This is a genomic window from Rosettibacter primus (assembly GCF_036860675.1).
Taxonomy (GTDB): Bacteria; Bacteroidota; Ignavibacteria; order Ignavibacteriales; family Melioribacteraceae; genus Rosettibacter; species Rosettibacter primus.
The window spans coordinates 218,288-243,026 of the sequence record NZ_JAYKGK010000002.1; the positions used below are offsets into that span (position 1 = coordinate 218,288).

Below are 24,739 nucleotides of genomic sequence, written 5' to 3' on the forward strand. Positions count from 1 at the left end.
TTCAACCATTATTTGTTTGTAAATTATTTAAATATTCTCTTGCTTGCTCAAAATATAATGAATTTGGGAATTTCTCAAGAAGTTTTTGATAAATCTGAACGGATTTAGTTTTATCTTTAATTCCATATTGATAAATTTTTCCCAACAGAAAAAGTGATTTATCACTGAAAATTCCTGTTTTAGAATTATCTGACAAATCTTCCAGTATTTTAATTGCAACAGGTAAATCATTCAAAGCTGTTAATGCTTCTGCAAGTTTAAAGCTTGCAAATTCATTTATAATAAATAAATCTTTATTGTTAGCTAAATTTTTTAACACTTCTGTTGCATCATTAAATTTTTTTTGAAACATAAGTAAATCAGCAGTAGCATATTTTAATAAATTTATTGAATCTCGTTTTGCCGCATTTATAATTGTCATTAATTCTAAAGCATCATTGGCAAAATCACTTGAAAGATTTTTAGCTGTTTCTGATAAATATTTTACCGATTCATTAAAATTTCCCTGCCAAAAATTTATTTTAGCAATAAAATAATTTGCTTGTGATTTATGATTTAAATTTGCTCTGCTGTTTACCAATACTTTTTCAAAAAGAGATTTCGCATTATCAAATTGATTTCCATTTATTGCAATTTTACCCTTTTGTATGAATGATAAAATTGAATAATCTGTATTTGCTGCTCTTAAGTTAATCAATGTGTATAAACTTTCTGCTTTTTGAGTATTGTTCAACAAGCTAAAATTAATTTCTGCTACTCTAAATAATGCCTGAGGATATACAGAACTCCCCGGATAATTTTCAATAATTTCTTCATATGATTTAATAATTTTTTTTATCTCTTCTTCATTACTTATTTTAAATTCTTTATATGGTTTCCAGAAATCAATTTCATCTTTATATTTTTCATTATAAATTGCCTCGAGTGATGTTGAATAGTAAAACTTTATTGTCGGTAGCAATTGAGGGTTATTGTATTTTTTGATTAGATATTCAAAAGCTTTCAGCGCTGCTAAATATTCTTTATTCTGTAAAGCATTTTGAGCAAAAGAAAAAATTGTATTTCCATTTCCATTTGTTTTTTCTTCATATTCAACTAAGAGCTGGAATGCATGGTCATATTTACCAATTAATGAATAATTGTAAGAGAGCAAGTCATACAATAAAGGCGATGGTTTTTCTTTTATTTTTTTCTTGATAACTTCTATAAATTGTTCAACAGCATTTTGATTATCTGAATAATAATTAATTCTAATTTTCACATTGCCAATCTGTTCAGGCTTTTTAATTAACAGGTCACAAAATTCATTTGCTGCATCTGCAAATCTCATATTTGCAAGATATATATTTGCAAGATCAAGAGAAAAAATTTCTGGTTCATCAGATAATTCTTTCCCCCGTTTAAGAATATCAACAGCTTTTTCAAAAGCTCTGTTTTCAATTGCATAATTTGCAATCACCCTGTAAGCAACAATAGAAGATTGGTTTACTTTTAAACCTTGTTCCCATACTTCATAAGCTTTTGAAACATTATCAGACATGAAATAAACGGAGCCGAGAAGTCCGTAAAGATTAAAATCCTGGGGTATTTGCTTTAACCTATTTTCAATTAACTCAGCAGCTTCTGAATATTTTTTTTGTTTAATAAAAATTCTTGTCAGTGCATCAAAATATGAATAATTCGATGGATTATAATTTACAAGTTCTTTTAAAATTGCCTCTGCTTTTTCAAGTTGCCCTGCTTCTTCATAACTCTGTGCTAATCTAAAACGATTGTCCAAAGATAAATCATTTTGAGCAATTGAATAAGATGAGATTATCAATAAGAAAAACGATGTAATAAATATATGTCTAATCAAAATAGCTCTCGTAAAAAATATTACCAATGTTTAAAATTTTGTTCGGGTCAAATACAAGTTTTAGCTTTGCCATTTCTCTGATAGTTTTTTCGTCATACATTTTCAAAAAGAAATCGCGTTTCAATTTTCCGATGCCATGTTCTGCAGAAATTGTTCCTTTCAGTTGTACAGCTTTTTCACAGATTGTCATATATATTTTTTTTGATGTATTATATTCATCCTCATTTTGAGGAAGCATATTCAAATGCATATGCGAATTTCCAAAGTGACCATAAACAACATAATTCAATTCATGACTTTCAACAATTTTTTTCACATCGTAGTAATAGTTCTTAAAAACTTCATCGGGAACAGCAACATCAGTTCCAACTTTTTTTAAGCCTCGTCGTGTTACATATTCATTTACTTTCCATGCAATTGCATGACGAAAATCTTTGAACTGTTCCTGTTCTTTTTTACTTGCAGCTATCCAAGAATTTTCTTCCATACCTGAATGTTTATTGATTAATTCCATCCATTGTGAAATTATCTCATCTTCATTTTCATCTATTTCCTGCTCAAACCATACAGCTCCTTTTGCATCTGATGGAATGTTTGTATAATCTTCTGATAAAAATTTGAGCGTAAAGAAGTCAAAAAACTCTAAGCCTCTTGCAGAAATTAAAGATAGTGAACTTTCAATTCTTTTTTTTGAAATTGCTCTTGCTTCTTCAATAAAATTAAGTGCATTATCTTCATTGTCAAAAAATATTACACAGGATAATATTTTTTCCGGAAGCTCAATTAATTTTAATTTTATTTCTGAAAAAATCCCAAGCGTTCCTTCAGAACCTACAAATAAATCAATTAAATCCATATTTTTTTTGCAGTAATATCCTGCTGCATTCTTTGTATCAGGCATTTCAAACTGAGGTAATGTAAAAGAAATATTTTTCCCGCTGTCTGTTGTTAGTAATACATTGTAACCATCAGCAAAATATTGACCTCGTTGAATTGAAAATTTATCTCCATCAGGAAGAATTATTTTTAGTCCAAGAACATAATCTCGGGTTGGTCCATATTTAAATGTCCTTGCTCCTGATGAATTAGTGGCAACATTCGCACCAATCTGACAATTTCTTTCTGTTGGGTCTGGAGGATAAAACAATTTCCGTTCTTCAACATAATCCTGAAAATCCTTAAGTATTACACCAGGTTGAATTACTGCAAATTTTTCTTCTTTATTTAATTCAATAATTTTGTTCATGTTTTCAAGGGAAATGACAATACCACCTTCGGGCACTCTTCCTCCAGTTAATCCAGTTCCATTGCCTGAGATTGTCACTCTTTTTTTATTTGAATTAGCATATATTAAAATTTCAGAAATTTCTTCTTCATTTGAAGGAATATAGATTGCTTCACAATTGCCCTTGTAATTGGAAGCATCAGTCAAATAATTTTGAATTTCATCTTGATTTTGTTTTATCAGCATACAATTTGAAAGTTTGTTTTTAATTAGTCTGTTTGAATTCCGTGTCGCTTCATTATTTCTTTCCAGGTATCTAAATTTAGCTCTTCAGATTCCTCAATTAGCATAATCGGAATATTATTTTCAATTCTGTATCTTCTTCTTGTATTTTTGTCAGTGGATACAAGATAATTATCATCTAAAACTAAATCTGCTCCTGAAATTGGGCAGCATAAAATTTCTAAAAGTTCTTTTGATATCATATTTAAAATAATTTTAGTGAATTAAATATTCGAAAAGTTTTATAACATTAAGAAGCAGATATAACTTTAATATCAAAATTATAACTGTAACTTTTTCTTTGCTTCTTCTGCTATATCGGCAGAAACCAAAATTCTACCGCAGGATTCACATGAATAAATTCTTTTGTTTTGTTTGATTTCAAGTTGTCTTTGTGGTGGAACAACATTGTGACATCCTGAACATGCAGAACGAATAATTGTTACAACTGCTTTACCACCAAGTGCTTTTCGAATTCTCATGTAAGTGGAATAATCCTGCTTTCGAACTCTTGCTGCTACTTTTTCTCTTTTTTCTTTTAGCTTTAATTCTTCTCTTTCGTTTGCTTTTATAATCTGCTTTAGTTCTGTTTCTTTTTCTTTAAGTTCTTTTGAAAGAGTTTCAAGCTGAGGTTCAATTTCGGCAATCTCTGCTTTCAATTTTTGGATTAAATCTTCAAGAGCAAGACTCTCAGTTTCAAGTTTTTCTATTTGTTCTTCTGTATGATCTATTTCTTTAGTTAAAGCATCATACTCTTTATTATTGCGCACCTGATAAAGCTGACTTTTAAATTTTTTTAAATTAGCTTTCAATCGTTCAACATCTTCATCATTTTGCTTTCGTTTCTGCAGCGACTTTTTCTTTTCAGCTTCTTTTGTTTCTATTTGCTCTCGAATAGAATTAATTTGTGCTGTAAGTTCACTTACTATAGCAGGAAGATCACCTCTTAAATCCTCAAGCTCGTCGAGTTGATCATCAATTAATTGAAGTTCATAAAGAGTTGTTAACCGTTCTACCAATTTAAATACTCCTTAATGTTTATAAAACTTTATTGGATTTGTCGTTTTTGTATATTTATAAACTTTTATTTTGCTTCTATTGCTTATTAATTCTTCAATTCTTTTTTTAACTTCGTTCAAAATCAATACTTCAGTTTCATAATGACCTGCATCTATAAGCAATATTTTATTATTTGCTTGATGAAATTCATGATATTTAATATCAGCAGTAATAAAAGCATCTGCATTAGAATTGATAGCATGACTTATTAAATTAGAACCAGCACCACCACATACTGCAACTTTTTTAATTACTTTATTTTTACCATTGCAATATCTTAACACTTCTGTATTTAATAAATTAGACACATATCTTAAAAATTCTTCTTCGCTCATTTCATTCTTGAGGATACCAATTGCACCAGCTCCAAAATTTACATTTCGATTTTTCAAGGGATAAATGTCGTAAGCTGGTTCTTCGTAAGGATGAGCTTTAATCATTGATGAGATAACTTTATTTAGATTCCACTGGTCAACAATAAATTCTAAACGAATCTCTTCGACTTTTTCAAAGATATTCTTTTTTCCAATTACAGGATTTGATTTTTCAGAACCTTTAAAAGTACCTTCCCCTTTTAATCTAAAACTGCAATTTTCATATTCACCAATAATTCCTGCCCCAGAAGAAAAAACAGCATTCGAAACTTGTTCAAGGTGGGTTTCGGGAACAAAGACTGCAATTTTAAATTGGTTTGATTCTAAATTCTGAAGAAATTTAATTTCTGTTAATTTTAATTTTTTTGCTAATTCAAATGAAACTCCATCTTTAGCAAAATCTAAATTTGTATGAGCCGAATAAACAGTTACATTATTCCTAATAATTTTCTCGATAAGTTTAGCTGTAGAGTTGAATTCAAAATCTAATTTGTAGACTGGATTGAAAAGTAGTGGATGATGTGTAAAAATAAAGTTGCAATTTTTATTTATAGCTTCCTTCAGGACTTCATCGGTAAGTTCGAGGCATAGCATTATATTTTTTATCTTTGTCCCCCGAGAGCCTATTTGAAGTCCTGTGTTATCTTTTTCCCAAGCGGCTCCAGGGGGCGACCAGCTTTCAATATAATCTGTCAGTTCTCCTGCAATCATATATAAAAAAAATGCACCCCTCTTAAAGTGGAGTGCATTTCCCATTTGAAATTCTTTTTAGAAAACCCGTTGAATATTTTTCTTTTTTTAAATGAATAATTGTCCATAAATCTACTCAAAATATATAATAATAGAACAAGAACTTCAAGAAGATTACTAATTTTCTCCCCTTTCTATCCATTTCCCATCATTTTTAATTAATTCTATAAGTTCATCCAATGCATTTTGGTCAGATATATTTCTTTTTACAATTTCTTTCCCTTTATACAAAGTAATTTTCCCAGGACCCGAACCAACATAACCATAATCGGCATCTGCCATTTCTCCTGGACCATTTACTATGCAACCCATTATTGCAATCTTAACACCTTTAAGATGTTCTGTCCTCTTGCGAATTTTATTTGTCACTTCTACTAAATCAAATAATGTTCTTCCACATGATGGACAGGCAATATATTCTGTTTTTGTAATACGCACTCTTGCTGCTTGAAGTATTCCAAAAGAAGTTTTATTTAAAAATTCTCTGCTGATATTATTCCCATATTTGTCTTTAGCATTTATCCATACTCCATCACCAAAACCATCAATAAATAGTGCACCAAAATCTGTAGCTGAATAAAGTCTTAATTCTTCTTCATCAATATTTTCATAAAATCTTTTGATAATCACAGGATTTTTTATGTCTCTCAAAATTAATTCAAAAAAGATTCTTCTCTGTTCTGCCATTCCATGCAGATTATCTGTATTAATTACAAAAACAACACTAAAATTGTTTTTTACATTTTCAAATTCATCCAAAAAAATTTCATCGATATTTAATTCTATAAAATTAATAGTAAATGAATTAGCTTCAGCATTTAAAAATTCATAAACATTTTTATAAAAAGGAAATCCTTTTGTCCTATCATTCAGGTGAATCCATTTTTCATAATCAAAAATAAGTTTTAAGTTTGGCGGCGGTTCAAAAGGAAAATCTTTTTTACCAAGATAAATTATATCCGCTGCTGAATCTGTTAACAACCATTTATCTATTTTTTCTGAATAATTATAACCAATGCTTTTCATTAATGAAAGCGAAATTACTTCTTCACTGAAATCTGCAATAACTTTTGGAACTGTTGCCCCACCAATATTTGATACTTCAAAAGTTTCTCTTCGTTTATATTCAAAAGGATTGATGGGATTTTCTTCTATATCAATAATTGGTTTATGATTTTCTCTTCCTTTATATCTGTTTACAAGAATTTTTGCAACAGGTACTTCAAATTCTGGTTCTTCTGTTAATGATACACGGATTGTATCTCCAAGTCCATCTTCAAGCAGAGTTCCAATACCAGCAGCTGATTTTATTCTGCCATCTTCGCCAAAACCTGCTTCAGTCACACCAAGATGAAGTGGATAATTCATTCCCTCTTCTTCCATTTTATTTACAAGAAGTCGATATGCCTGAACCATCACCTGAGGGTTACTTGCTTTCATCGATAGAACAATAGAATGAAAATTTTCTTCTCTGCAAATTCTTAAAAACTCCAATGCAGATTCAACCATTCCAAATGGAGTATCGCCATATCGGCTCATAATTCTATCTGATAGTGATCCATGATTAGTTCCAATTCGCAGAGCAGTGCCGTATTCTTTACAAATTTTTATTAATGGAATTAATTTTTCTCGAATTTTTTCGAGCTCTTCATTATACTGTTCATCAGTGTATTCAACAATCTGAAATTTCTTTTTATCAACAAAATTGCCCGGATTAATTCTCACTTTTTCTACAATTCGAGCAGCTACTTCAGCTGCATTTGGAGTGTAGTGAATATCTGCTATTAATGGTGTGTTAAATCCTCTTTTTCTTAATTCATTTTTAATGTTTAATAAATTCTTCGCTTCGTTTATACTTGGGGCAGTGATTCTTATATAATCACACCCCGCTTTAATCATTCGAATTGATTGCTCAACAGTTGCAATAGTATCCATAGTATTTGTTGTTGTCATCGATTGAATACGAATTGGATTATTTCCTCCAAGAGGAATATCACCAATATAAACTTCTCTTGTTTTGTATCTTGAATAACTTGTAAGACTATTACAGTATTTCTTTATTGATTCTATTTTATTTTTCATAGCATTTAATTAACAAGATTAAATGAAAAGTAGTTCTAACTTTTTTTTGAAATTTCATATAAAAATCTCGATATAAATTCAGGTGCTGAAGCAGGATCTCTTCCTGTTATTACATTACTATCAATTACAACGGGTTCATCTTTATACTCAATTCCTTCTTTTTCTAGTTCTTTTTTATCATCCGGAAAACATGTAGCAACTTTTTTTATTATCCCAGCTTTAGCAAGAATAACGGGGGCACTACAAATTGCACCAATAATTTTTTTGCTTTTATCAAATTTCTGCGCAATTGAATGAAGTAATTTATTGTTCCAGTAGTTTCTTACTCCTTTCCCTCCTATGAATATTATTCCACTAAAATTTTTTTCATGAACATTATAAAGAAGCATATCATTTTTTACTTTCAAATTTTCTGAACCAACACATAATGAATTTGAATCGGAAGCAATAAATACCTTTTTATTGGCTTTGATTAGTGAATTTGAAATAATTAAATATTCCTGTTCGTTAAAATCCTGTGCAGGCAGAACTAGAAGAATGCTATTTTTAATCAAATAGTTGTTTCTCATCGTAATTTCCAAATCGAAAATAATAATATTAATTTTGATGAGCAATTTTGAATGCAATGTATAAATCATTATAAGTTTGTAGATGTAATTTAATATGTGAGGAACTGAATATTGAGAATATCTGAGCAAAAGATTGAAGAAATTAGAAATGCTGTGGACATAGTTGACATTATTTCAGGCTATGTTCATCTACGAAAGCGGGGGAAAAACTTTGTAGGATTATGCCCATTCCATCAAGAAAAAACTCCATCTTTTACTGTAAGCAGCGATAAACAAATCTATCATTGCTTTGGATGTGGTGCAGGTGGTAATGTCTTTAAATTCTTGATGGATTTTAAAAATATTTCTTTTATCGAAGCAGTTGAAGAAATTGCTGAACACGCAGGAATTAAAATACAATATGAAAAATCCGAGTTAACAGAAATTCAGAAAGAGCTTGAAGAGTTTTATGAAATAAATGACTTTGCTGCAAGATACTTTGAAGAAATTTTGCAAAAAAGTTCAGAAGCCGAGGAAGCCCGCCAATACTTAAAGAAAAGAAACATAAAACCAAAAACACAAAAATTATTTAGACTAGGATTTGCTCCTGCAGGCTGGAACAATTTTCTAAATGTTGCAAGAGAAAATAAAATTGATTTAGAAAAAGCAAAAATACTTGGTTTAATTGATGTTAATGAAAAAGGTGAATATTACGATAAATTTAGAGAAAGAATAATCTTTCCAATTTTTTCTCCTAATGGAAGAGTAATTGCCTTTGGCGGAAGAATTCTTATCGATAAAGAGAACACTGCAAAGTATTTAAATTCTCCAGAATCAAAAATTTATTCCAAACGAAAATCATTATATGGTTTATTTCATTCGAAAGAAGAAATAAGAAAACTCGATAGAGCAATACTTGTAGAAGGTTATATGGATTTAATATCACTATTTCAAGCAGATATTAAAAATGTTGTTGCTTCATCTGGCACATCTTTAACCGAAGAACAAGTTCAACTTTTATCTCGATTCACTAAAAATATTATCGTTCTATTTGATGCTGACCCTGCAGGACAAAAAGCATCTCTTCGCAGCATTGAAATTTTGTTGAAATATGACTTTGACATAAAAGTTATGATGCTTCCTCAAAATGAAGATCCCGATTCTTTTATTAATAAATATGGCAAAGAAAAATTTGATGAACTATTAAACTCAGCTAAAAATTTCGTTGAGTTCCAGACAGCACAATTTGAAGCAGAAGGAAAGTTTGACGACCCTGCTGCTGCTGCATCTGCCATAAGAGAAATTGTTAGAACACTCGCACTCGTCAACGACGAATTAAAAAGAAGTTTCCTCATTAAAACAATTGTAAAAAAATTTAATCTGAAAGAACGATTAATTGAAGATGAGTTAAATAAAATTTTATCACAGCAAAAAGAAACAACACCTTCTCAAAGTTTACAATCTATGCAAAGAAATTTAAGAACAAATAACAATTTTTCTCCTTCAGCATCAATTTCAAATATTTCTCAACTTGAAAAGGAAATTATTAGACTACTTTACAGCGGCAACGAAGAAATTGTTGAACACATTCTTGAAAAAATTAGTCTGGATTATTTCTCCAATCCTGATTTAAAATATCTTGTTGAAATTGTTCTTGATGGACATACCGACAGAGATATTTCACCAGGTTATCTAACTGATAAAATTAAAAATGAACAACTCAAAGATTTTATATTCAAACTCACATTAAAAGATGAAGGCATTAGCCACAGATGGGATGAACTTTCTCTCAATGGCAAAATAGAAAAAGATTCACTTGAATATGCAAAAGAGACAGTGAATAAATTTCTTGTTTATCAAATAGAACAAGAAATTAAAGCAAACAATAAGATTATTGAAAGCACCAATGATGAACACCTAAAAATTGAACTCTTAAACAGAAACAAAGAACTATTGAACGAAAAGAAACATCTTTTAACACAAAACAAAAATTAACAACGGTAAAGTAATGATAGTTAATCCATCTATTTATGAAATTAATACGAGAGTATTTCTAAAACGTTTTGGCAGCGAAACTAAATTAAATGATGTTCCCCAAAGTTACTGGGAATATTTTATTCAGAAAAAGTTTGATTATATCTGGCTTATGGGAATATGGAAAACATGTAAATCTACAATTGATAAATATTGTTTTGAAGATTACTTAATTCAAAGTTATGATAGAGCTTTGAAGAATTGGGAAAGAAATGATGTTATCGGTTCACCATATTCAATTGATGTTTATGAAGTTAACACAGATGTAGGTAATTTTGAAACTCTGCAGAAATTAAAATCTTTTTTAAATAAAAATAATATTGGATTGATTCTTGACTTTGTACCGAATCATTTTAGTGCCGATAGTCAATTGATAAAAACCAATCCATCATTTTTTTTAAGTGTAAACAAAGATACATTTGAAAGAGACCCCCATACATTTTATAAGCCCTTTGATGATGAAGAAAAATATTATGCTCATGGACGTGATCCGTTCTTTCCTGCATGGCAGGATACAATTCAAGTAAATTATTTCAGCAAAGATGTTAGAAAATATTTTAAGAAAGTATTAAAAAATCTTACAAAATATTGCGACGGTGTTAGATGTGACATGGCAATGCTTGGTTTAAATAATGTTTTTAAAAATACGTGGGCAGGTGTTATAGACAAATGTGAAAATGAACTGACTACAACTGAATTCTGGAGTGAAATAATTTCTGAAATTAAAAAAGTAAGAAATGATTTTATTTTTATTGGAGAAGTTTACTGGAATCTTGAAAAAGATTTACAGGAACTTGGTTTTGATTTTACCTACGATAAAAATCTTCTCGATAAATTCAAGTTTGGCAATGCTCTTGATATTTATGAACATCTTCAACTTGATGAACAACATCAGAAAAAATCAGTCCGTTTTATTGAAAATCATGATGAAGAGAGAGCAATTGTTTCACTTGGAAAAGAGAAATCAAGGGCTGCAGCAATAATAATAAGCACAATTCCAGGAATGCATTTATACTATGATGGTCAATTTGAAGGTAAAAAAATTAAATTACCTGTTCAGCTGGGCCGAGAACCTGAAGAACTAATCCAAAAAGATATGAAAGAATTTTACGATAAACTTCTTGATATAACTTCTTCGGAAATCTTTAAAGTTGGGACATGGAAATTACTTGAAGCACTTCCTTCCTGGGAAGGGAATCACACTTTTACAAATATTTTAACGTGGCAGTGGGAATTAAATTCTCAAAGATGCCTTGTAGCACTAAATTATTCAGATACAATTTCTTCATGCAGAATTAAATTAGATGTAAGAAATTACCCCGAAACTTTTGAAATAAAAGATATGCTTAATAATCAAACTTATTATAGATTTGCCGAAGAAGTATATCACACTGGATTATATGTTGAATTAAAACCATATCAAGCACATATATTCTTTTACTGATAAGGTAAAACTATTCTAGTTTTTCCCCTGTTTTGCTTTCGTAAGTTTTAATTAATGATTCTAATAAAACATTATTTTGGACAGGTTTTGTAATAAAAAGGTCAACCCCGGCTTTATAAGCATTATCTTTATCTCTCTGAAATGCATGAGCTGAAAGTCCAACAACAGGGATATTTTTTGTTTCATCAGATTGTCTTAGTTCTCTTGTAAGCTGCAAGCCATCTTTTTTACCTCTTAATGAAATATCCATTAAAATTATATCAAATTTTTGTTCTTTCATCTTTTCATAAAAAGTTTCGGCTGAATCGCAAACATCAACATCAAATTTGCGTTTCAGAAAAAGTTGAAGGAATTTTTGATTTTCAAAATCATCTTCTACAATCAAAAGTTTTGGTTTTCTTTTTTCATTAGTTCCAGACATAGCAATGTTCCTTAAATAGTTAGTATCCAATAAAAATCTACTAAACTAAAATAAACAATTCAAGCTAACATAAAAAGAGCAATTGCATATATGCTCTATATCAACAAATAAAATTTCTGTTTTAAATCAACCAAATATCACTGTAAATGTCGAGCCTTTTCCTTTTTGGCTTTCAACATATATTTCCGCATTATTCATTTCACAATATTTTTTGACAAGTGCAAGACCTAAACCGCTTCCTTCAAATCTTCTTGTATAGCCCTGTTCTTCCTGTGTAAAAGGTTGAAAAAGCTTGTTGAGAAAATCTTCACTCATTCCTATTCCTGTATCTTTTACTTTCACTGTCAATTTATCATTTTCATTTCTTTCAACAACAATTTCAACACTACCTTCGTTTGTATATTTTATTGCATTATCAATTAAATTCGAGAAAATCTGCGCAACACTATAATCATCTGCAAACAGACTTAATTTATCAGTTTTATAATCAACATAAAAAGTCAATCCCTTATTTTCGGCAATTGTTTTAAACTCAGCCATAAGATTATCAATAATTTTCTCCTTTAGATTAAAGAAACTATATGTTGGGATGTAAGCACCTGATTGAACAGCAGACATATTTAAAACCAAGTCAATAGTTCGAATTATTCTTTTAGAAGCAAAATCAATACTTTTAAAATATTCTTTTAATTCAGGTGAAATTATATCCTGAGTTTCTTCTTTTATTAAGTTGCAGAAACTAACAATCACATTCAATGGGGTTCTTATTTCGTGGGACATTTGAGCAAGAAAATAGGATTTTAATTTATCCGCCTGCTCTGCTTTTTCTTTGGCAATCATTAATTCTTGTTCTGCTAATTTTTTTGTTGTAATATCTTCTGCTGTTCCCTCAAAATATGCTATTGAACCATCATCATTTTTATATGCTTTTGCATTTTCTCTTATGTAAATAATTTTTCCATCTGCTCTTTTCCATTTTTGTTCAAAACCATAAACTATTCCTTCTTCCATTATTATTCTCAGAAATAAATCACGAGTACCTTTTTCAGCATAAACTTCATCCATAATAATTTTAGATTGAGCCTCTTCTAAGGAGTCATACCCAAGCATTGATAAAAATGTTGGATTTGCCATCAAAAGTTTACCGTCAGGAGTTGTTCTGTAAACACCAATTGTTAAACTTTCATAAATATTTCTAAATCGTTCTTCACTTTCTCTCAGTGCTTTTTCTACTTCCTTAAGATGAGTAATATCTTTTGAAATTATTACAACCGCATAAATCTCATTCGTTGTAGGATTTTTTACAGGGCTTAAAGTTCTTATAAAATATCTTCCATCTCTAAAGCTCTGATATTCATAAGCAATAGCGATTCCAGATTCACAAACTTTTTTTACCTTTTCTTCAAATTCTTTTGAACCTTCAAGAGTATGAAATTCGCTGTACGGTTTACCAATTACTTCTTCTAATTTCATTCCTAATCTGGTTAAATATCTTTTATTCATGTGAAGATAGCGGCAATCTCTATCTACAAGATAAATAGCATCCTCACTGGATTCGATTAAAGCATTATAATTTTCTTCGTTTTGCTTTATTATCTCTTCAATTTTTCTTCTTTCATTTTCGGCTTCAATATATTCCAGAGCAAAAGATAAATCCATTGAAAGTTGCTCGAGTAGTTCAATTTCTTCTTTATCAAAAAACTTTTCTTCAATAGAATATAAATTTAATGTTCCAATTGTTTTCCCAAACATTCTTATTGGATAAGCTGCAAATGATTTAAAACCATAATCAGCGGCTAATCTGTAGCATAAGCCCATTTTTTTATCTTTAAGAATATTATTTGATATAAAATATTTTCCTGTTCTTAAAACTTTTCTAATTGGAGATTTATTATGGCTTACTACATTAAGGTCAGCAAATATTCTATCTTTGTAATTATCATTCATTCCATAATCTGCTTCAATATTAAGTTCTTCTGTTTCGGTATTAATCATACTAATCCATGCTAAAGAAAATCCACCTTTATCAACTGCTATTTTAGTAATTGTATTCAATAATTTTTCTTTTTCACGGATTCTTACAATTGTCTCATTTACCTCAGACAACATTGAATAAACACGGTTCAACTTCTTTATTTTTTCTTCTGCTTTTTTTCTTTCTGTTATATCTTCAATAGCAAGAAGAATCATATCAGTTTTATTTGATTCTCTGTAAATTCTTCGTGCATTAAGAAGAATTGTTTTGAAACCTAAATGAGGGAAATTGTATTGAACTTCAAAGTTCTCAAAAGAAGTATTTAAGGGAAGAATATTTTTAAGCAATAATTTTAAAGCCGGGATATTCAATTGTCCATTTCCGAGTTTATATAATGATTTCCCAATTGTATCTTTCTCAGAAGTTTTAAAAATATTATAAAAAGAACGATTTGCTGTAATTACGTTCATTTTTGAATCAAGAACAATCAAGGGCTCTCTTACTGTAGCAATAATACTTTCTGCAAAAATTTTTGCTTCTTCAATTTTCTTTTGAGCTTCTCGTTCTTTTGTTTGATCTCTAAAAACAAGAACAACGCCTGTAATTTCCCCTTTTTTATCTTTAATTGGTGCCCCACAGTCAAGTATCGGTCTTTCTGTTTTATCCTTGGATATTAAGATTGTATGATTTGCAAGACCGACTACAATTCCTTCTTTTAAAACTCTTTTTACAGGATTTTCAACTTTCTTTCTTGTATATTCATTTACAATGTTAAAAACTAATTCAAGTTTTTTCCCTTTTGCATCTTTCTCTTTCCAGCCAGTTAATTTTTCTGCTATCGGATTCATCATCACAATTTTACCATGATTATCTGTTGTAATTACACCATCACCTATACTGTATAATGTAGTTCTCAATTCAGATTCAGCTTTAATAAGTTCATTTTCAAGATTGATATGCTCAGTTATATCCTGAACAATCATTAATTCACATGTTAATCCTTCATAAACAATTTTACTTTTTGTAATCTGAACATCTACAGCTTTTCCATTTTTTATTCTGTGCTTCTGGAGAGTATCTTTATTGATTTTTCTGGCAGGCTTAGTTTGAGATTTTTGCGGAAGATAAAGGTCGGTCAATTTTAGTTTCTGGAATTTTCTTTTGCTGTATCCATATTTTTGAACTGCTGCTTTATTGACATTTTTAATAGTAAGTGATTTTAATTCATAAACCAATATTGGCAAAGGATGAGCAAGAAATAAATATTCAAAAAGTTCTTTGTTAAAATTTACTTCCAAATTATTTGGCAGTTTTGTTGCCATTATTCCCTCCTGCGATAAGAAAATTTATTAGCATCCTTTCTTATCTATTGTTAAAGAAAAAAAATAAAGAACAAATAACTTTTTATAAATTCCGGAGGTACAGGTTAAAAGATGGACAGTAGATATTGATTAAAAAATTTTTTTTATAATTTTTATTAATTAAAAATACAAAAAAAATTATGATTATCGTTTAATTTCAGAGGGAATTTTCGTTAGAGAATTTGGAAAAGAAATAAAATACCTGCGTGCAGTTTTATAAAATTTCTGAACAAATAAACTGAGAAATAAAAAGTTTAATATTCATCCCAGCTTTTTGCTTCCAACTGAAGTGGGTTCTTATTGACAAGAGCTTCAGCAAGACGCATAGCAAGTTGTCTATTTGTAATTAACGGTATTTTGAAATCAACTGCTGTTCGGCGAATTATATAATCATTTGTTAATTCTTCTTCCTGGTAATTTTTAGGGATATTAATCACAAGGTCAATTTTTCTGGATTTTATATAATCAGCTGCATTTGGGGATTTTCCATTTAGAGGCCAATCAAGTGTTTCAACTGGAATTCCATTTGCTTCCATGAATTTTGCTGTTCCTGGTGTTGCATAAAATTTAACACCAATTTTTAATAACTGTCTTGTTGATTCGAGCAATTCTGTTTTTGATTCCAGTGTACCTGATGAAATTAATATTGACTTTATCGGGAATTTATAACCAACTGCAGTTAAGGCTTTTAAGAAAGCTTCATCAAAATCATTGCCAAGGCAGGCAACTTCTCCAGTTGATGCCATCTCTACACCTGTAGTTGGGTCTGCTCCTTCAAGACGAGTGAAAGAAAATTCGGGAGCTTTAACTCCAACATAATCATAATTAAATGTATGGTCATCTTCCTTTTCAACTTTTTTACCTACGATAACTTTTGCTGCTAATTCAATAAAATTCTTCTTTAATGTTTTTGATACAAATGGAAAACTTCGAGAAGCTCTTAAATTACATTCTATTACTTTTACTTTATTGTCTTTAGCAAGAAATTGAATATTAAATGGTCCATTGATATTTAATGCTTTGGCAATTGCTGCAGAAAATTTTTTAATCTGTCTCATTGTTTCTAGATAAGTTCTTTGAGCAGGCAGAACTAATGTTGCATCACCTGAATGAACGCCAGCATTTTCAACATGCTCAGAAATTGCAGAACAAATTATTTCTCCATTTTGAGCTACAGCATCAAACTCAAGTTCTTTTGCATTCACAAGAAACTTTGAAATCACAACAGGATGTTCGGGTGATACATCAACAGCTTTTTGAAGAAATCTTGTAAGTTCAACATCATCGGTTGCAATTGCCATTGCAGCACCACTAAGAACATAAGATGGTCTAACAAGCACAGGGTAACCAACTTTATTGGCAAAATTCAGAGCATCCTGAATTGTATTTAATTTACTCCATTCTGGTTGTTCAATTCCAAGTTGATCTAATAATGCTGAAAATTTACTTCTGTCTTCAGCAGTATCAATAGATTTTGGAGAAGTTCCTAAAATTTTTATACCTATATTATGAAGTTTTAATGCAAGATTATTGGGGGTTTGGCCTCCCATTGATACTATTACACCTTTAGCTTTAATGGCATCATAAATTTCCCAGATAGTTTCTGTTGTCAGTTCTTCAAAAAAGAGGGCGTCAGATTGATCATAATCTGTACTTACTGTTTCGGGATTGCAATTAATCATTACAGTTTTATGATTCATTTCTCGTAATGTCTTTACAGTATTAACACAACACCAGTCAAATTCTACGGAGCTTCCTATTCGATATGGTCCTGAACCAAGAATGATTATGCTATTCTTAAGTTTGAAATCAAAATCATGAGACGAACAATTATAAGTGAGATACAGATAATTAGTTTTAGCTGGATATTCAGCTGCAAGTGTGTCAATATGCTGAATATAAGGTTTTATATTATATCTTCTTCTGAGCAAATAAATATCATGAGCATCTTTATTTAAGATATTTGCAATTTGTCTATCAGAAAATCCGTGTTGTTTGGCTTCGATTAATAAATCTTTTGTTAATTTTCCTGCAGCAGCAATCTTTTTCTCTATTTCTACAATATTTTGAACTTTATATAAAAACCATTTATTAATATGAGTCAATGAGTGAATCCAATCAACAGAATAACCACTTTTAAGAGCTTGCACAACAGCAAACATTCTTTCTTCGGTTGGATGACTTAATGCTTCTTCAATATTTTCGAACTCAATTTTAGTTCTGCTTGCAGTTAAACCTTCAACTCCAATATCGAGCATTCGCATTGCTTTTTGAATAGCCTCTTCGAACTTTCTGCCTATTGCCATTACTTCGCCAACAGACTTCATTGAGGAGCCAATATTTCTTTTTACAAGCCTGAACTTTTTCAAATCCCAGCGAGGAACTTTTACAACTATATAATCAAGTGCAGGTTCAAAAAATGCTTTTGTAGTTTTGGTTACATTATTGGGTAATTCATGCAATCCATAACCAAGTGCTAGTTTTGCTGCAATAAATGCCAGCGGATATCCCGTTGCTTTCGAAGCTAAAGCAGAACTTCTTGATAATCTTGCATTAACTTCTATTACACGATAATCACTCGAATTTGGATTAAGAGCATATTGAATATTACATTCACCTATTATACCAAGATGCCGAATTGTTTTAATAGCAACTTCTCTTAACAAATGATATTCATAATTCGTGAGAGTTTGACTTGGAGCAACAACAATACTTTCGCCAGTATGAATCCCCATCGGGTCAATATTTTCCATATTACAAACTGTAATACAATTATCATATTGGTCACGAACTACTTCATACTCAATTTCTTTCCAGCCTTCAAGATATTCTTCAACCAATATTTGTGATGAATATGATAATGCTTTGGTAGCAAGTTTTTTTACTTCTGATTTATTTCTGCAAATTCCAGAGCCCAGTCCTCCAAGAGCATATGCAATTCTAATTATAACAGGGAAACCAATTTTTTGTGCGTATTCAATTGCATCTTCAACAGTAGTGACAGCTTTGCTTTGAGGAAATTTTACGTTAATCTCTGCAAGTTTATTGCAGAATAATTGTCTGTCTTCTGTATTTTCAATTGCAGAGATTGGGGTTCCAAGAACTTTTACTTTGTATTTATCAATAATTCCTTCGCGATACAATGCAAGTCCACAGTTTAATGCTGTTTGCCCACCAAAACTAAGTAAGATCCCATCAGGTTTTTCTTTTGCGATAACTTTTTCAACATAATGAGTATTTATTGGAAGCAGATAAACTTTATCTGCTAAATAATCTGATGTTTGAATTGTAGCAATATTTGGATTTATTAAAACTGTATAAATGCCTTCTTCTTTCAATGCTTTTATTGCTTGAGAACCTGAATAATCAAATTCTCCTGCTTCTCCAATTTTTAATGCAGAACTTCCTAAGATTAATACTTTTTTGATTTTCATTTCTCCCCGAATTAATTATTTAATAAAATTAATTTTGAAAAAATTATACATCTTTTAAAAATTCATCAAATATAAATGATGTATCTACTGGACCAGGTGTAGCTTCCGGGTGAAATTGAACACTCCTAAATGGCAATTTTTCATGAATCATTCCTTCATTAGAATAGTCATTTAAATTCTCAAACCAGGGCTGCCAGCCGCGAGGCAATGTTTTTGTATCAACTGCAAAAGAATGATTCTGAGAAGTTATATAACATTTATTCGTTCCAATTTCTTTAACAGGCTGATTTTGACTTCTGTGACCATATTTTAATTTATAAGTTTTTGCACCTGCAGCAAGAGCAAGTATCTGATGCCCCATACATATTCCAAGTATTGGAACCTGTTTTTGAATTAATTTTTTTGCTGATGCTACAAGTTGCTTATATACTACAGGATTGCCGGGTCCATTAGAAATTACAACCCCATCATAATTTTCTTTTTCAACATCATAATCATAAGGAACTCTAATTACTGTAACATTTCTCTGAAGAAGATTTGTAAGAATACTCTTTTTGCAACCGCAATCAATTAATAGTACTCTTTTTTTACCATTGCCATATTTTTCTACATGTGGAATTGTAACTTTCGATATAAGATTATCAACATCAGGGTTATAAAATTCAACAACTTCTTCTCCCACCTCGATTTTGCCAAGCATTGTTCCATGTTCTCTTAAAATTCTTGTTAACATTCTCGTATCAATTCCGTATAATCCGGGAACATTATATCGTTTTAACCAATCGCTTAAACTTTCAACTGCACTCCAATGACTATATGTTTCTGATTCTTCCGAAACAATTAAACCAGAAACTTGAATTTCTTTTGATTCAAAAAACTCAGGTATGTCATCATCATTTAAAGGTGGAACTCCATAATTTCCTATCAGGGGATAAGTCATCACAAGTATTTGTCCTTTATAAGAAGGGTCTGTAAAAGTTTCAGGGTATCCTACCATACCAGTATTAAAAACTACTTCCCCAGCAACAGATTTATAACTTCCAAAGAGATAACCTTCAAAAATATCACCATTTTTTAATATTAATTTTCCTCTTTGTTTTTGTGTGTTCTTTTTGCTACTCAATTTTTTACTCCTTTATAGTCTTATAAATTTGGGAGGTATTAATACTGGATGTCAAATTAAATTGCGCAAATTTATAAAAAAAATATTATTCAGCAAAAAGTGATAAAAATTTTTTTTAAGGATTAGCTTAAAATTTTTTCTATGGGAATCTTATGTTCATCATCAATATTTAACATTGAATTTATTAGATAAAAAAATTTGAACTTATTAATATCATTTTTCCTTAATTCTTCTTCTCGTATTATTTCTTCATTCAAAAGTTTTTCTCTCTTTGTCCCTTTAAGAAGTGGTGTAGATGGTGTAACAAAAATTACTCCATCAGTAAAAACAAGGTTTGCAAAAGAAGCATCAGTAACAAAATTATTTTTAATTATTATTATTTCATCAGCATTTGATTCTAATAACATCTTGTTCAATTCATCACGATTTTCAAATTTATATGTGTAATCAATAAAATTATTTTCAACTATTTTTATTGTATTAATATTTTTTTTAACATAAGGAACAAATTCAATTGATTCAATTTCTTTTGAATAAACTACACGGCATTTATAAAGCTTGTTATCTAAATTATTCGGGATTTTTATTATTGAAGATAAATCAATTTCATCTTCGCAGTTGAAAAGAATTTTTCTGGAATTATTCATTCTATTATTGTGATAATTAATGTTGAATAATTTTTTATCAAATACTTTAATGCTTTCAATTAATCGGCACATAAACTTTATCAATTAGTTCTTGATATTCTGAATAAAGATTACTCAAAAAAGTGATTCCCCCACCGCTTCTATAAAAAAGTTGTCCATTTTTATTTTCAATAAAACGAATCATCACAGCACTATCGAGATTAAAACCATCAAAAATGCCAAATATGCCTGTATAGTAACCTCTTTTTTCAATTTCAACATTGTGTATAATATCTACAGTTTTTCTTTTTGGTGCTCCACTGATTGAACCTGCCGGCAGAAGTGAAAAAATTATATTACCAATATTTTCATTGTAATCTTTTTCAAGCTCGCCAACTATCTTTGAGCTTACCTGCAGCAATGTTTTTTGATTTGTAACCAATCGTTCTATGTATCGGAATTTTTCAACTCTTACATTTTTTGAAACAATGCTTAGATCGTTCCTTATCAAATCAACAATTGTATTGTGTTCGGCAATTTCTTTATCATCATTCAAAAGAATGTCTTCTGCTTCCGGAATCGAAGCATCAATTGTTCCCTTCATAGGGAATGATGAAATTAATCCGTCTTCAATTTTAACAAATGTTTCTGGAGAAAAAACAACAAATTCATTTTTGTACAAAAGTTTGTATTTAGCACAACTTACATAATAAATTTCTTCCATTGTAAGATTTGTTTTAATCCTTGTAGGGAAAGTAAGATTTAACAAATAAGTATTACCCGAATAAATTTCTTTATAAACTTTTTCGAAAGCTTTCTCATAATCTTCAAATGATACAGGAAATTTAATGAATTCAATTTTTTTATTAATGCTATGATTTTTTGCGGGAGTGTCACTAATTTGATAAAAAATTTTTTGTTGGTGTAATTCCGACATTTTTAATACGACAGGATTTTCCATATCAAAATCAATTATAAACAAATATGGAATTCTTTCTTTGCCGTATTTATTCATTAAGTTTATGGTGGAATTAACTTTCTCTTTGTTATCAATTAAATTAATTACATTCATACCTAATTTCATTTAATCTGTGTTTTCAAAATATTTTCTAAAAAATTGTTATCCCAGAATTCTTTCACTTCGCCATCATGAAGCCAGTAAATTCTCGGTGGACTTGACCCAATTAAATCATAAAATTTCTTTACATCTATTTTTTGATAGGGCAGATTAAATTTAGTTATAACTTTGAATGAATCAATAGATACATCTCCTTCTGAAAATAGCAGAGAAAAAATATTCGAATAAACTTCTGGTTTTGTTCTCAATGTTTCTAATTCTATTGCAAGTTGCTGGCAATGTTCACATTCTGTATTCATTACCGCAATAAATTTATCACCTGATGTTAAATCAACTCTGCCTTTTCCTTCAAAATATGTCAAATCGCTGAATTTAAAATTTCTATAAGATTTCACAGGCGAAGCTGCAAACATTAAAACTGATACTACAATTATTATTAAAAATGTTAACATCAAATTATTTTTGTTCATTATTTTGTATTTACTCAAAACAAAAATCATTATTACCAAAAAAACATTTTTAATTATTGATTCCAGAGGAGACATTGGAATTACCTCTCCAAAACAACCACAATTTTGATTATCTTTTAGAAAATAACCCGTATAGATTAAATAGATCGTAAATACCACCAGAAAAATAATTGATGCAGGAATTACCACACGTTTGATTTCGATGTTAAAAACAAATAGTAAACCTAATGAAAATTCCAGACCAATTAACAAACGAACAAAAATTGCAGCTGTTTCTCTGGATGAAAAAAATCCATGGTCTATTAAAATAATTTCAACTATCCCGGGAGTAATTAATTTAGAATAAGCGGAAAATAAAAACACAATCCCTAAAATAATTCTTAAAATAATTATAATTAGTTCATTTCTTTTTTGAGTAAAATTTGTGTTCAACATTTTCTCAATATTTTATGGACTTAAAACCTGTTTTAATGCAGAAATGATATTTTCAACCGGAATAATCTCAATAGAATTTTTAATGTTGAGTGATTTATAATTATTATTGGGAACTACAATACTTTTGAACCCTAATTTATAAGCTTCTTGAATTCTCTTTTCAATACTATTTACACTTCTTACTTCACCACCTAAACCTACTTCTCCAATTACAACTGTACTATTTTTGGCAAACCGATTTGCATAACTTGATGCAATTGCACAGCATACTGCAAGGTCAACAGCTGGTTCTTCAATTCTAATTCCACCAGCAATATTTAAAAATACATTATATGATGACAATTTAAGATTGGCTCTTTTTTCCAGAACTGCAAGCAAAATTGAAAGACGACGATAATCAAATCCAGTTGCAACTCGTTGAGGATTTCCATAAACGGAAGGAGTAACAAGTGCCTGAACCTCAAGTAATATTGGTCTTGTCCCTTCTATGCTCGATGTAATTACAGAGCCAGAAATTTCTTTTTCTCTTTCACTTAGAAATATTTCACTCGGGTTTTTTACTTCGTGCAAACCATCCTCATGCATTTCAAAAATTCCAATTTCATTTGTACTGCCAAATCTATTTTTTTGTGAGCGCAATATTCTATATGAATAACTTCTTTCCCCTTCAAACTGAAGGACTGCATCAACAATATGTTCAAGAACTTTTGGTCCTGCAATCATTCCATCTTTAGTAACATGACCAACTATTATAACCGAACATTTTTTCTTTTTTGCTGTTTGCATCAGTTCAGCAGTACATTCTCTTATTTGTGTTATTGTCCCTGCTGTATTTTCTAAATTGGGCTTATAAACTGTTTGTATTGAATCAATTATTACAACATCGGGTTCATATTTTTCTATAGAATTAATGATAATATCAAGGTCTGTTTCGGTAAGTATAGAAATATTTTCTGAGTCAATATTCAATCTTTTTGCACGAAGATTAATTTGACTGACAGATTCTTCTCCCGATACATAAATTACCTGCCCTTTAATTTTTGCTGCAGCCTGAAGAACCAGAGTTGATTTTCCAATTCCGGGGTCGCCCCCAATTAAAACAACTGAACCGGGCATCAATCCACCGCCAAGTACTCTATCAAATTCTTCAATGTTTGTTTTAATACGACTTTCTTCTTCATAAATTATAGAACTTAATTTAGAAAGAGAACCCTCTGGAATATTTTTACGTTGTGGTTTCTTTTTATCTTCTATTATCTCTTCAACAAAAGTATTCCAGTTTTCACATGATGGACATTTACCAAGCCATTTGATTGTTTCATAACCACAATTAGAGCATACATATTTGATATTAAATTTACTCATTAATTAAAAATCCTGTTCTCTTTATAAAATTTTCTATTACAGAATCTTTACTTTCAAGAAATTCCTGCGGCGTACCTGTAAAATAAATTTTCCCTTCATGAATCATAGCAATTCTTTCTGCAGTATTTTTCACACTGAACATATCGTGTGTTACAATTATCGATGTTACATTTAATCTTTCATTAAGTTCTTTTATCAGTTCATCAATTGAATCTGACATAATCGGGTCGAGTCCTGTAGTTGGTTCATCATAAAGAATATAATCAGGATTTGTTACAAGAGCACGAGCGAGCGCTACACGTTTTTTCATTCCACCTGATAATTCTGATGGTTTTAAGTTCTGAATATTTGGCAATCCAATTAGTTCCAATTTCTCCTGAACTATTTTTTCAATTTCTTTTTTTGATAATCCAAAATTATTTTCAATCAAAGGGAGACTGACATTTTCGAATACAGTCATAGAATCGAACAATGCGGCTCCTTGAAATAAAAATCCAAATTTCCTTCTGAGTTTATATAATTCTTTTTTATTTGCATCATTTACTGAAATTCCATCGACCATTACTACGCCTTCGTCTGGACTCAACAATCCTACAATATGTTTAAGTAGAACACTTTTCCCGCAGCCACTTTTACCAATAATTGCTAAAGATTCACCTGTTTTAATTATCAAATCAATTCCTCTTAAAACATGATTGCCGCCAAAACTCTTATGAAGATTTTTTATTTCTATCATTTGATTATTACTTACATTTTTGCAAAGAAATATAAAAAAAAGATAAGACTCATATTGGC

At 30.0% G+C, this 24,739-nt stretch carries 18 protein-coding genes; 2 read left to right on the forward strand and 16 right to left on the reverse strand.

All coding sequences use genetic code 11. The features are described from left to right. Position 1: 1 nt before the first annotated feature. From VJY32_RS04125 to VJY32_RS04155, 7 genes are all read right to left on the reverse strand, one after another. The gene (locus VJY32_RS04125) at positions 2–1,858 is read right to left on the reverse strand and encodes a tetratricopeptide repeat protein (RefSeq protein WP_353676622.1); all 1,857 of its coding nucleotides are present in this window, start codon (positions 1,856–1,858) and stop codon (positions 2–4) included. Then, complete coding sequence (locus VJY32_RS04130) at positions 1,851–3,329, reverse strand: FAD-binding oxidoreductase (RefSeq protein WP_353676623.1); 1,479 nt, start codon at positions 3,327–3,329, stop codon at positions 1,851–1,853. The genes VJY32_RS04125 and VJY32_RS04130 overlap by 8 nt, the downstream gene beginning before the upstream one ends. A gap of 23 nt (positions 3,330–3,352) precedes the next feature. After that, positions 3,353–3,568 (reverse strand): Trm112 family protein, encoded by a 216-nt coding sequence (locus VJY32_RS04135; protein ID WP_353676624.1) that lies wholly within the window; start codon positions 3,566–3,568, stop codon positions 3,353–3,355. A gap of 78 nt (positions 3,569–3,646) precedes the next feature. Then, positions 3,647–4,384 (reverse strand): zinc ribbon domain-containing protein, encoded by a 738-nt coding sequence (locus tag VJY32_RS04140; protein WP_353676625.1) that lies wholly within the window; start codon positions 4,382–4,384, stop codon positions 3,647–3,649. A gap of 12 nt (positions 4,385–4,396) precedes the next feature. Next, on the reverse strand, positions 4,397–5,554 hold the full coding sequence (locus tag VJY32_RS04145) for a Nif3-like dinuclear metal center hexameric protein (RefSeq protein ID WP_353676626.1): 1,158 nt from the start codon (positions 5,552–5,554) through the stop codon (positions 4,397–4,399). A 111-nt stretch (positions 5,555–5,665) separates the two neighbouring features. After that, a complete protein-coding gene (gene ispG, locus VJY32_RS04150) occupies positions 5,666–7,630 on the reverse strand; it encodes a (E)-4-hydroxy-3-methylbut-2-enyl-diphosphate synthase (RefSeq protein ID WP_353676627.1) in 1,965 nt (654 codons plus the stop codon). A 35-nt stretch (positions 7,631–7,665) separates the two neighbouring features. Continuing rightward, a complete protein-coding gene (locus tag VJY32_RS04155; RefSeq protein ID WP_353676628.1) occupies positions 7,666–8,199 on the reverse strand; it encodes a DJ-1/PfpI family protein in 534 nt (177 codons plus the stop codon). A 111-nt stretch (positions 8,200–8,310) separates the two neighbouring features. Between VJY32_RS04155 and dnaG the strand changes: the two genes are divergently transcribed. Together dnaG and VJY32_RS04165 are read left to right on the forward strand one after the other, a co-directional pair. Next, entirely contained in the window at positions 8,311–10,173 is a 1,863-nt protein-coding gene (gene dnaG / locus VJY32_RS04160) for a DNA primase (protein WP_353676629.1), read from the forward strand. A 13-nt stretch (positions 10,174–10,186) separates the two neighbouring features. Continuing rightward, complete coding sequence (locus VJY32_RS04165) at positions 10,187–11,656, forward strand: alpha-amylase family glycosyl hydrolase (RefSeq protein ID WP_353676630.1); 1,470 nt, start codon at positions 10,187–10,189, stop codon at positions 11,654–11,656. Between the two features lie 10 nt (positions 11,657–11,666). Here the strand turns inward: VJY32_RS04165 and VJY32_RS04170 are convergent, their stop codons facing one another. The 9 genes from VJY32_RS04170 to VJY32_RS04210 form a co-directional block, all read right to left on the reverse strand. Further along, positions 11,667–12,077 (reverse strand): response regulator, encoded by a 411-nt coding sequence (locus tag VJY32_RS04170; RefSeq protein ID WP_353676631.1) that lies wholly within the window; start codon positions 12,075–12,077, stop codon positions 11,667–11,669. 126 nt (positions 12,078–12,203) lie between these two features. Further along, on the reverse strand, positions 12,204–15,374 hold the full coding sequence (locus VJY32_RS04175; RefSeq protein ID WP_353676632.1) for a PAS domain S-box protein: 3,171 nt from the start codon (positions 15,372–15,374) through the stop codon (positions 12,204–12,206). Positions 15,375–15,667: 293 nt separating this feature from the next. Beyond that, positions 15,668–18,847 carry a carbamoyl-phosphate synthase (glutamine-hydrolyzing) large subunit gene (carB, locus tag VJY32_RS04180; RefSeq protein ID WP_353676633.1) on the reverse strand — a complete coding sequence of 1,060 codons (3,180 nt, stop codon included), beginning with the start codon at positions 18,845–18,847 and terminating at the stop codon, positions 15,668–15,670. Between the two features lie 43 nt (positions 18,848–18,890). Then, the gene (gene carA / locus VJY32_RS04185; protein WP_353676634.1) at positions 18,891–19,970 is read right to left on the reverse strand and encodes a glutamine-hydrolyzing carbamoyl-phosphate synthase small subunit; all 1,080 of its coding nucleotides are present in this window, start codon (positions 19,968–19,970) and stop codon (positions 18,891–18,893) included. A 122-nt stretch (positions 19,971–20,092) separates the two neighbouring features. Further along, on the reverse strand, positions 20,093–20,689 hold the full coding sequence (locus VJY32_RS04190) for an aminotransferase class IV (RefSeq protein WP_353676635.1): 597 nt from the start codon (positions 20,687–20,689) through the stop codon (positions 20,093–20,095). After that, positions 20,673–21,680, reverse strand: a complete 1,008-nt coding sequence (locus VJY32_RS04195) for an aminodeoxychorismate synthase component I (RefSeq protein ID WP_434968524.1) — start codon at positions 21,678–21,680, stop codon at positions 20,673–20,675. Before VJY32_RS04195 ends, VJY32_RS04190 begins: the two co-directional genes overlap by 17 nt. Continuing rightward, on the reverse strand, positions 21,677–22,579 hold the full coding sequence (locus VJY32_RS04200) for a MauE/DoxX family redox-associated membrane protein (protein WP_353676636.1): 903 nt from the start codon (positions 22,577–22,579) through the stop codon (positions 21,677–21,679). Before VJY32_RS04200 ends, VJY32_RS04195 begins: the two co-directional genes overlap by 4 nt. Before the next feature lie 12 nt (positions 22,580–22,591). Next, complete coding sequence (radA, locus tag VJY32_RS04205) at positions 22,592–23,944, reverse strand: DNA repair protein RadA (protein ID WP_353676637.1); 1,353 nt, start codon at positions 23,942–23,944, stop codon at positions 22,592–22,594. Next, entirely contained in the window at positions 23,937–24,680 is a 744-nt protein-coding gene (locus tag VJY32_RS04210) for an ABC transporter ATP-binding protein (RefSeq protein ID WP_353676638.1), read from the reverse strand. Before VJY32_RS04210 ends, radA begins: the two co-directional genes overlap by 8 nt. Positions 24,681–24,739 lie beyond the last annotated feature (59 nt).

Coding starts and splice junctions, on each gene's coding strand:
- radA (WP_353676637.1), bottom strand. CDS start 23,944: ATGAGTAAATTTAATATCAAATATGTATGCTCTAATTGTGGTTATGAA.
- VJY32_RS04200 (WP_353676636.1), bottom strand. CDS start 22,579: ATGTTGAACACAAATTTTACTCAAAAAAGAAATGAACTAATTATAATT.
- VJY32_RS04155 (WP_353676628.1), bottom strand. CDS start 8,199: ATGAGAAACAACTATTTGATTAAAAATAGCATTCTTCTAGTTCTGCCT.
- VJY32_RS04165 (WP_353676630.1), top strand. CDS start 10,187: ATGATAGTTAATCCATCTATTTATGAAATTAATACGAGAGTATTTCTA.
- VJY32_RS04130 (WP_353676623.1), bottom strand. CDS start 3,329: ATGCTGATAAAACAAAATCAAGATGAAATTCAAAATTATTTGACTGAT.
- ispG (WP_353676627.1), bottom strand. CDS start 7,630: ATGAAAAATAAAATAGAATCAATAAAGAAATACTGTAATAGTCTTACA.
- VJY32_RS04135 (WP_353676624.1), bottom strand. CDS start 3,568: ATGATATCAAAAGAACTTTTAGAAATTTTATGCTGCCCAATTTCAGGA.
- VJY32_RS04210 (WP_353676638.1), bottom strand. CDS start 24,680: ATGATAGAAATAAAAAATCTTCATAAGAGTTTTGGCGGCAATCATGTT.
- VJY32_RS04190 (WP_353676635.1), bottom strand. CDS start 20,689: ATGTGCCGATTAATTGAAAGCATTAAAGTATTTGATAAAAAATTATTC.
- VJY32_RS04175 (WP_353676632.1), bottom strand. CDS start 15,374: ATGGCAACAAAACTGCCAAATAATTTGGAAGTAAATTTTAACAAAGAA.
- VJY32_RS04170 (WP_353676631.1), bottom strand. CDS start 12,077: ATGTCTGGAACTAATGAAAAAAGAAAACCAAAACTTTTGATTGTAGAA.
- VJY32_RS04195 (WP_434968524.1), bottom strand. CDS start 21,680: ATGAAATTAGGTATGAATGTAATTAATTTAATTGATAACAAAGAGAAA.
- carB (WP_353676633.1), bottom strand. CDS start 18,847: ATGAAAATCAAAAAAGTATTAATCTTAGGAAGTTCTGCATTAAAAATT.
- VJY32_RS04145 (WP_353676626.1), bottom strand. CDS start 5,554: ATGGGAAATGCACTCCACTTTAAGAGGGGTGCATTTTTTTTATATATG.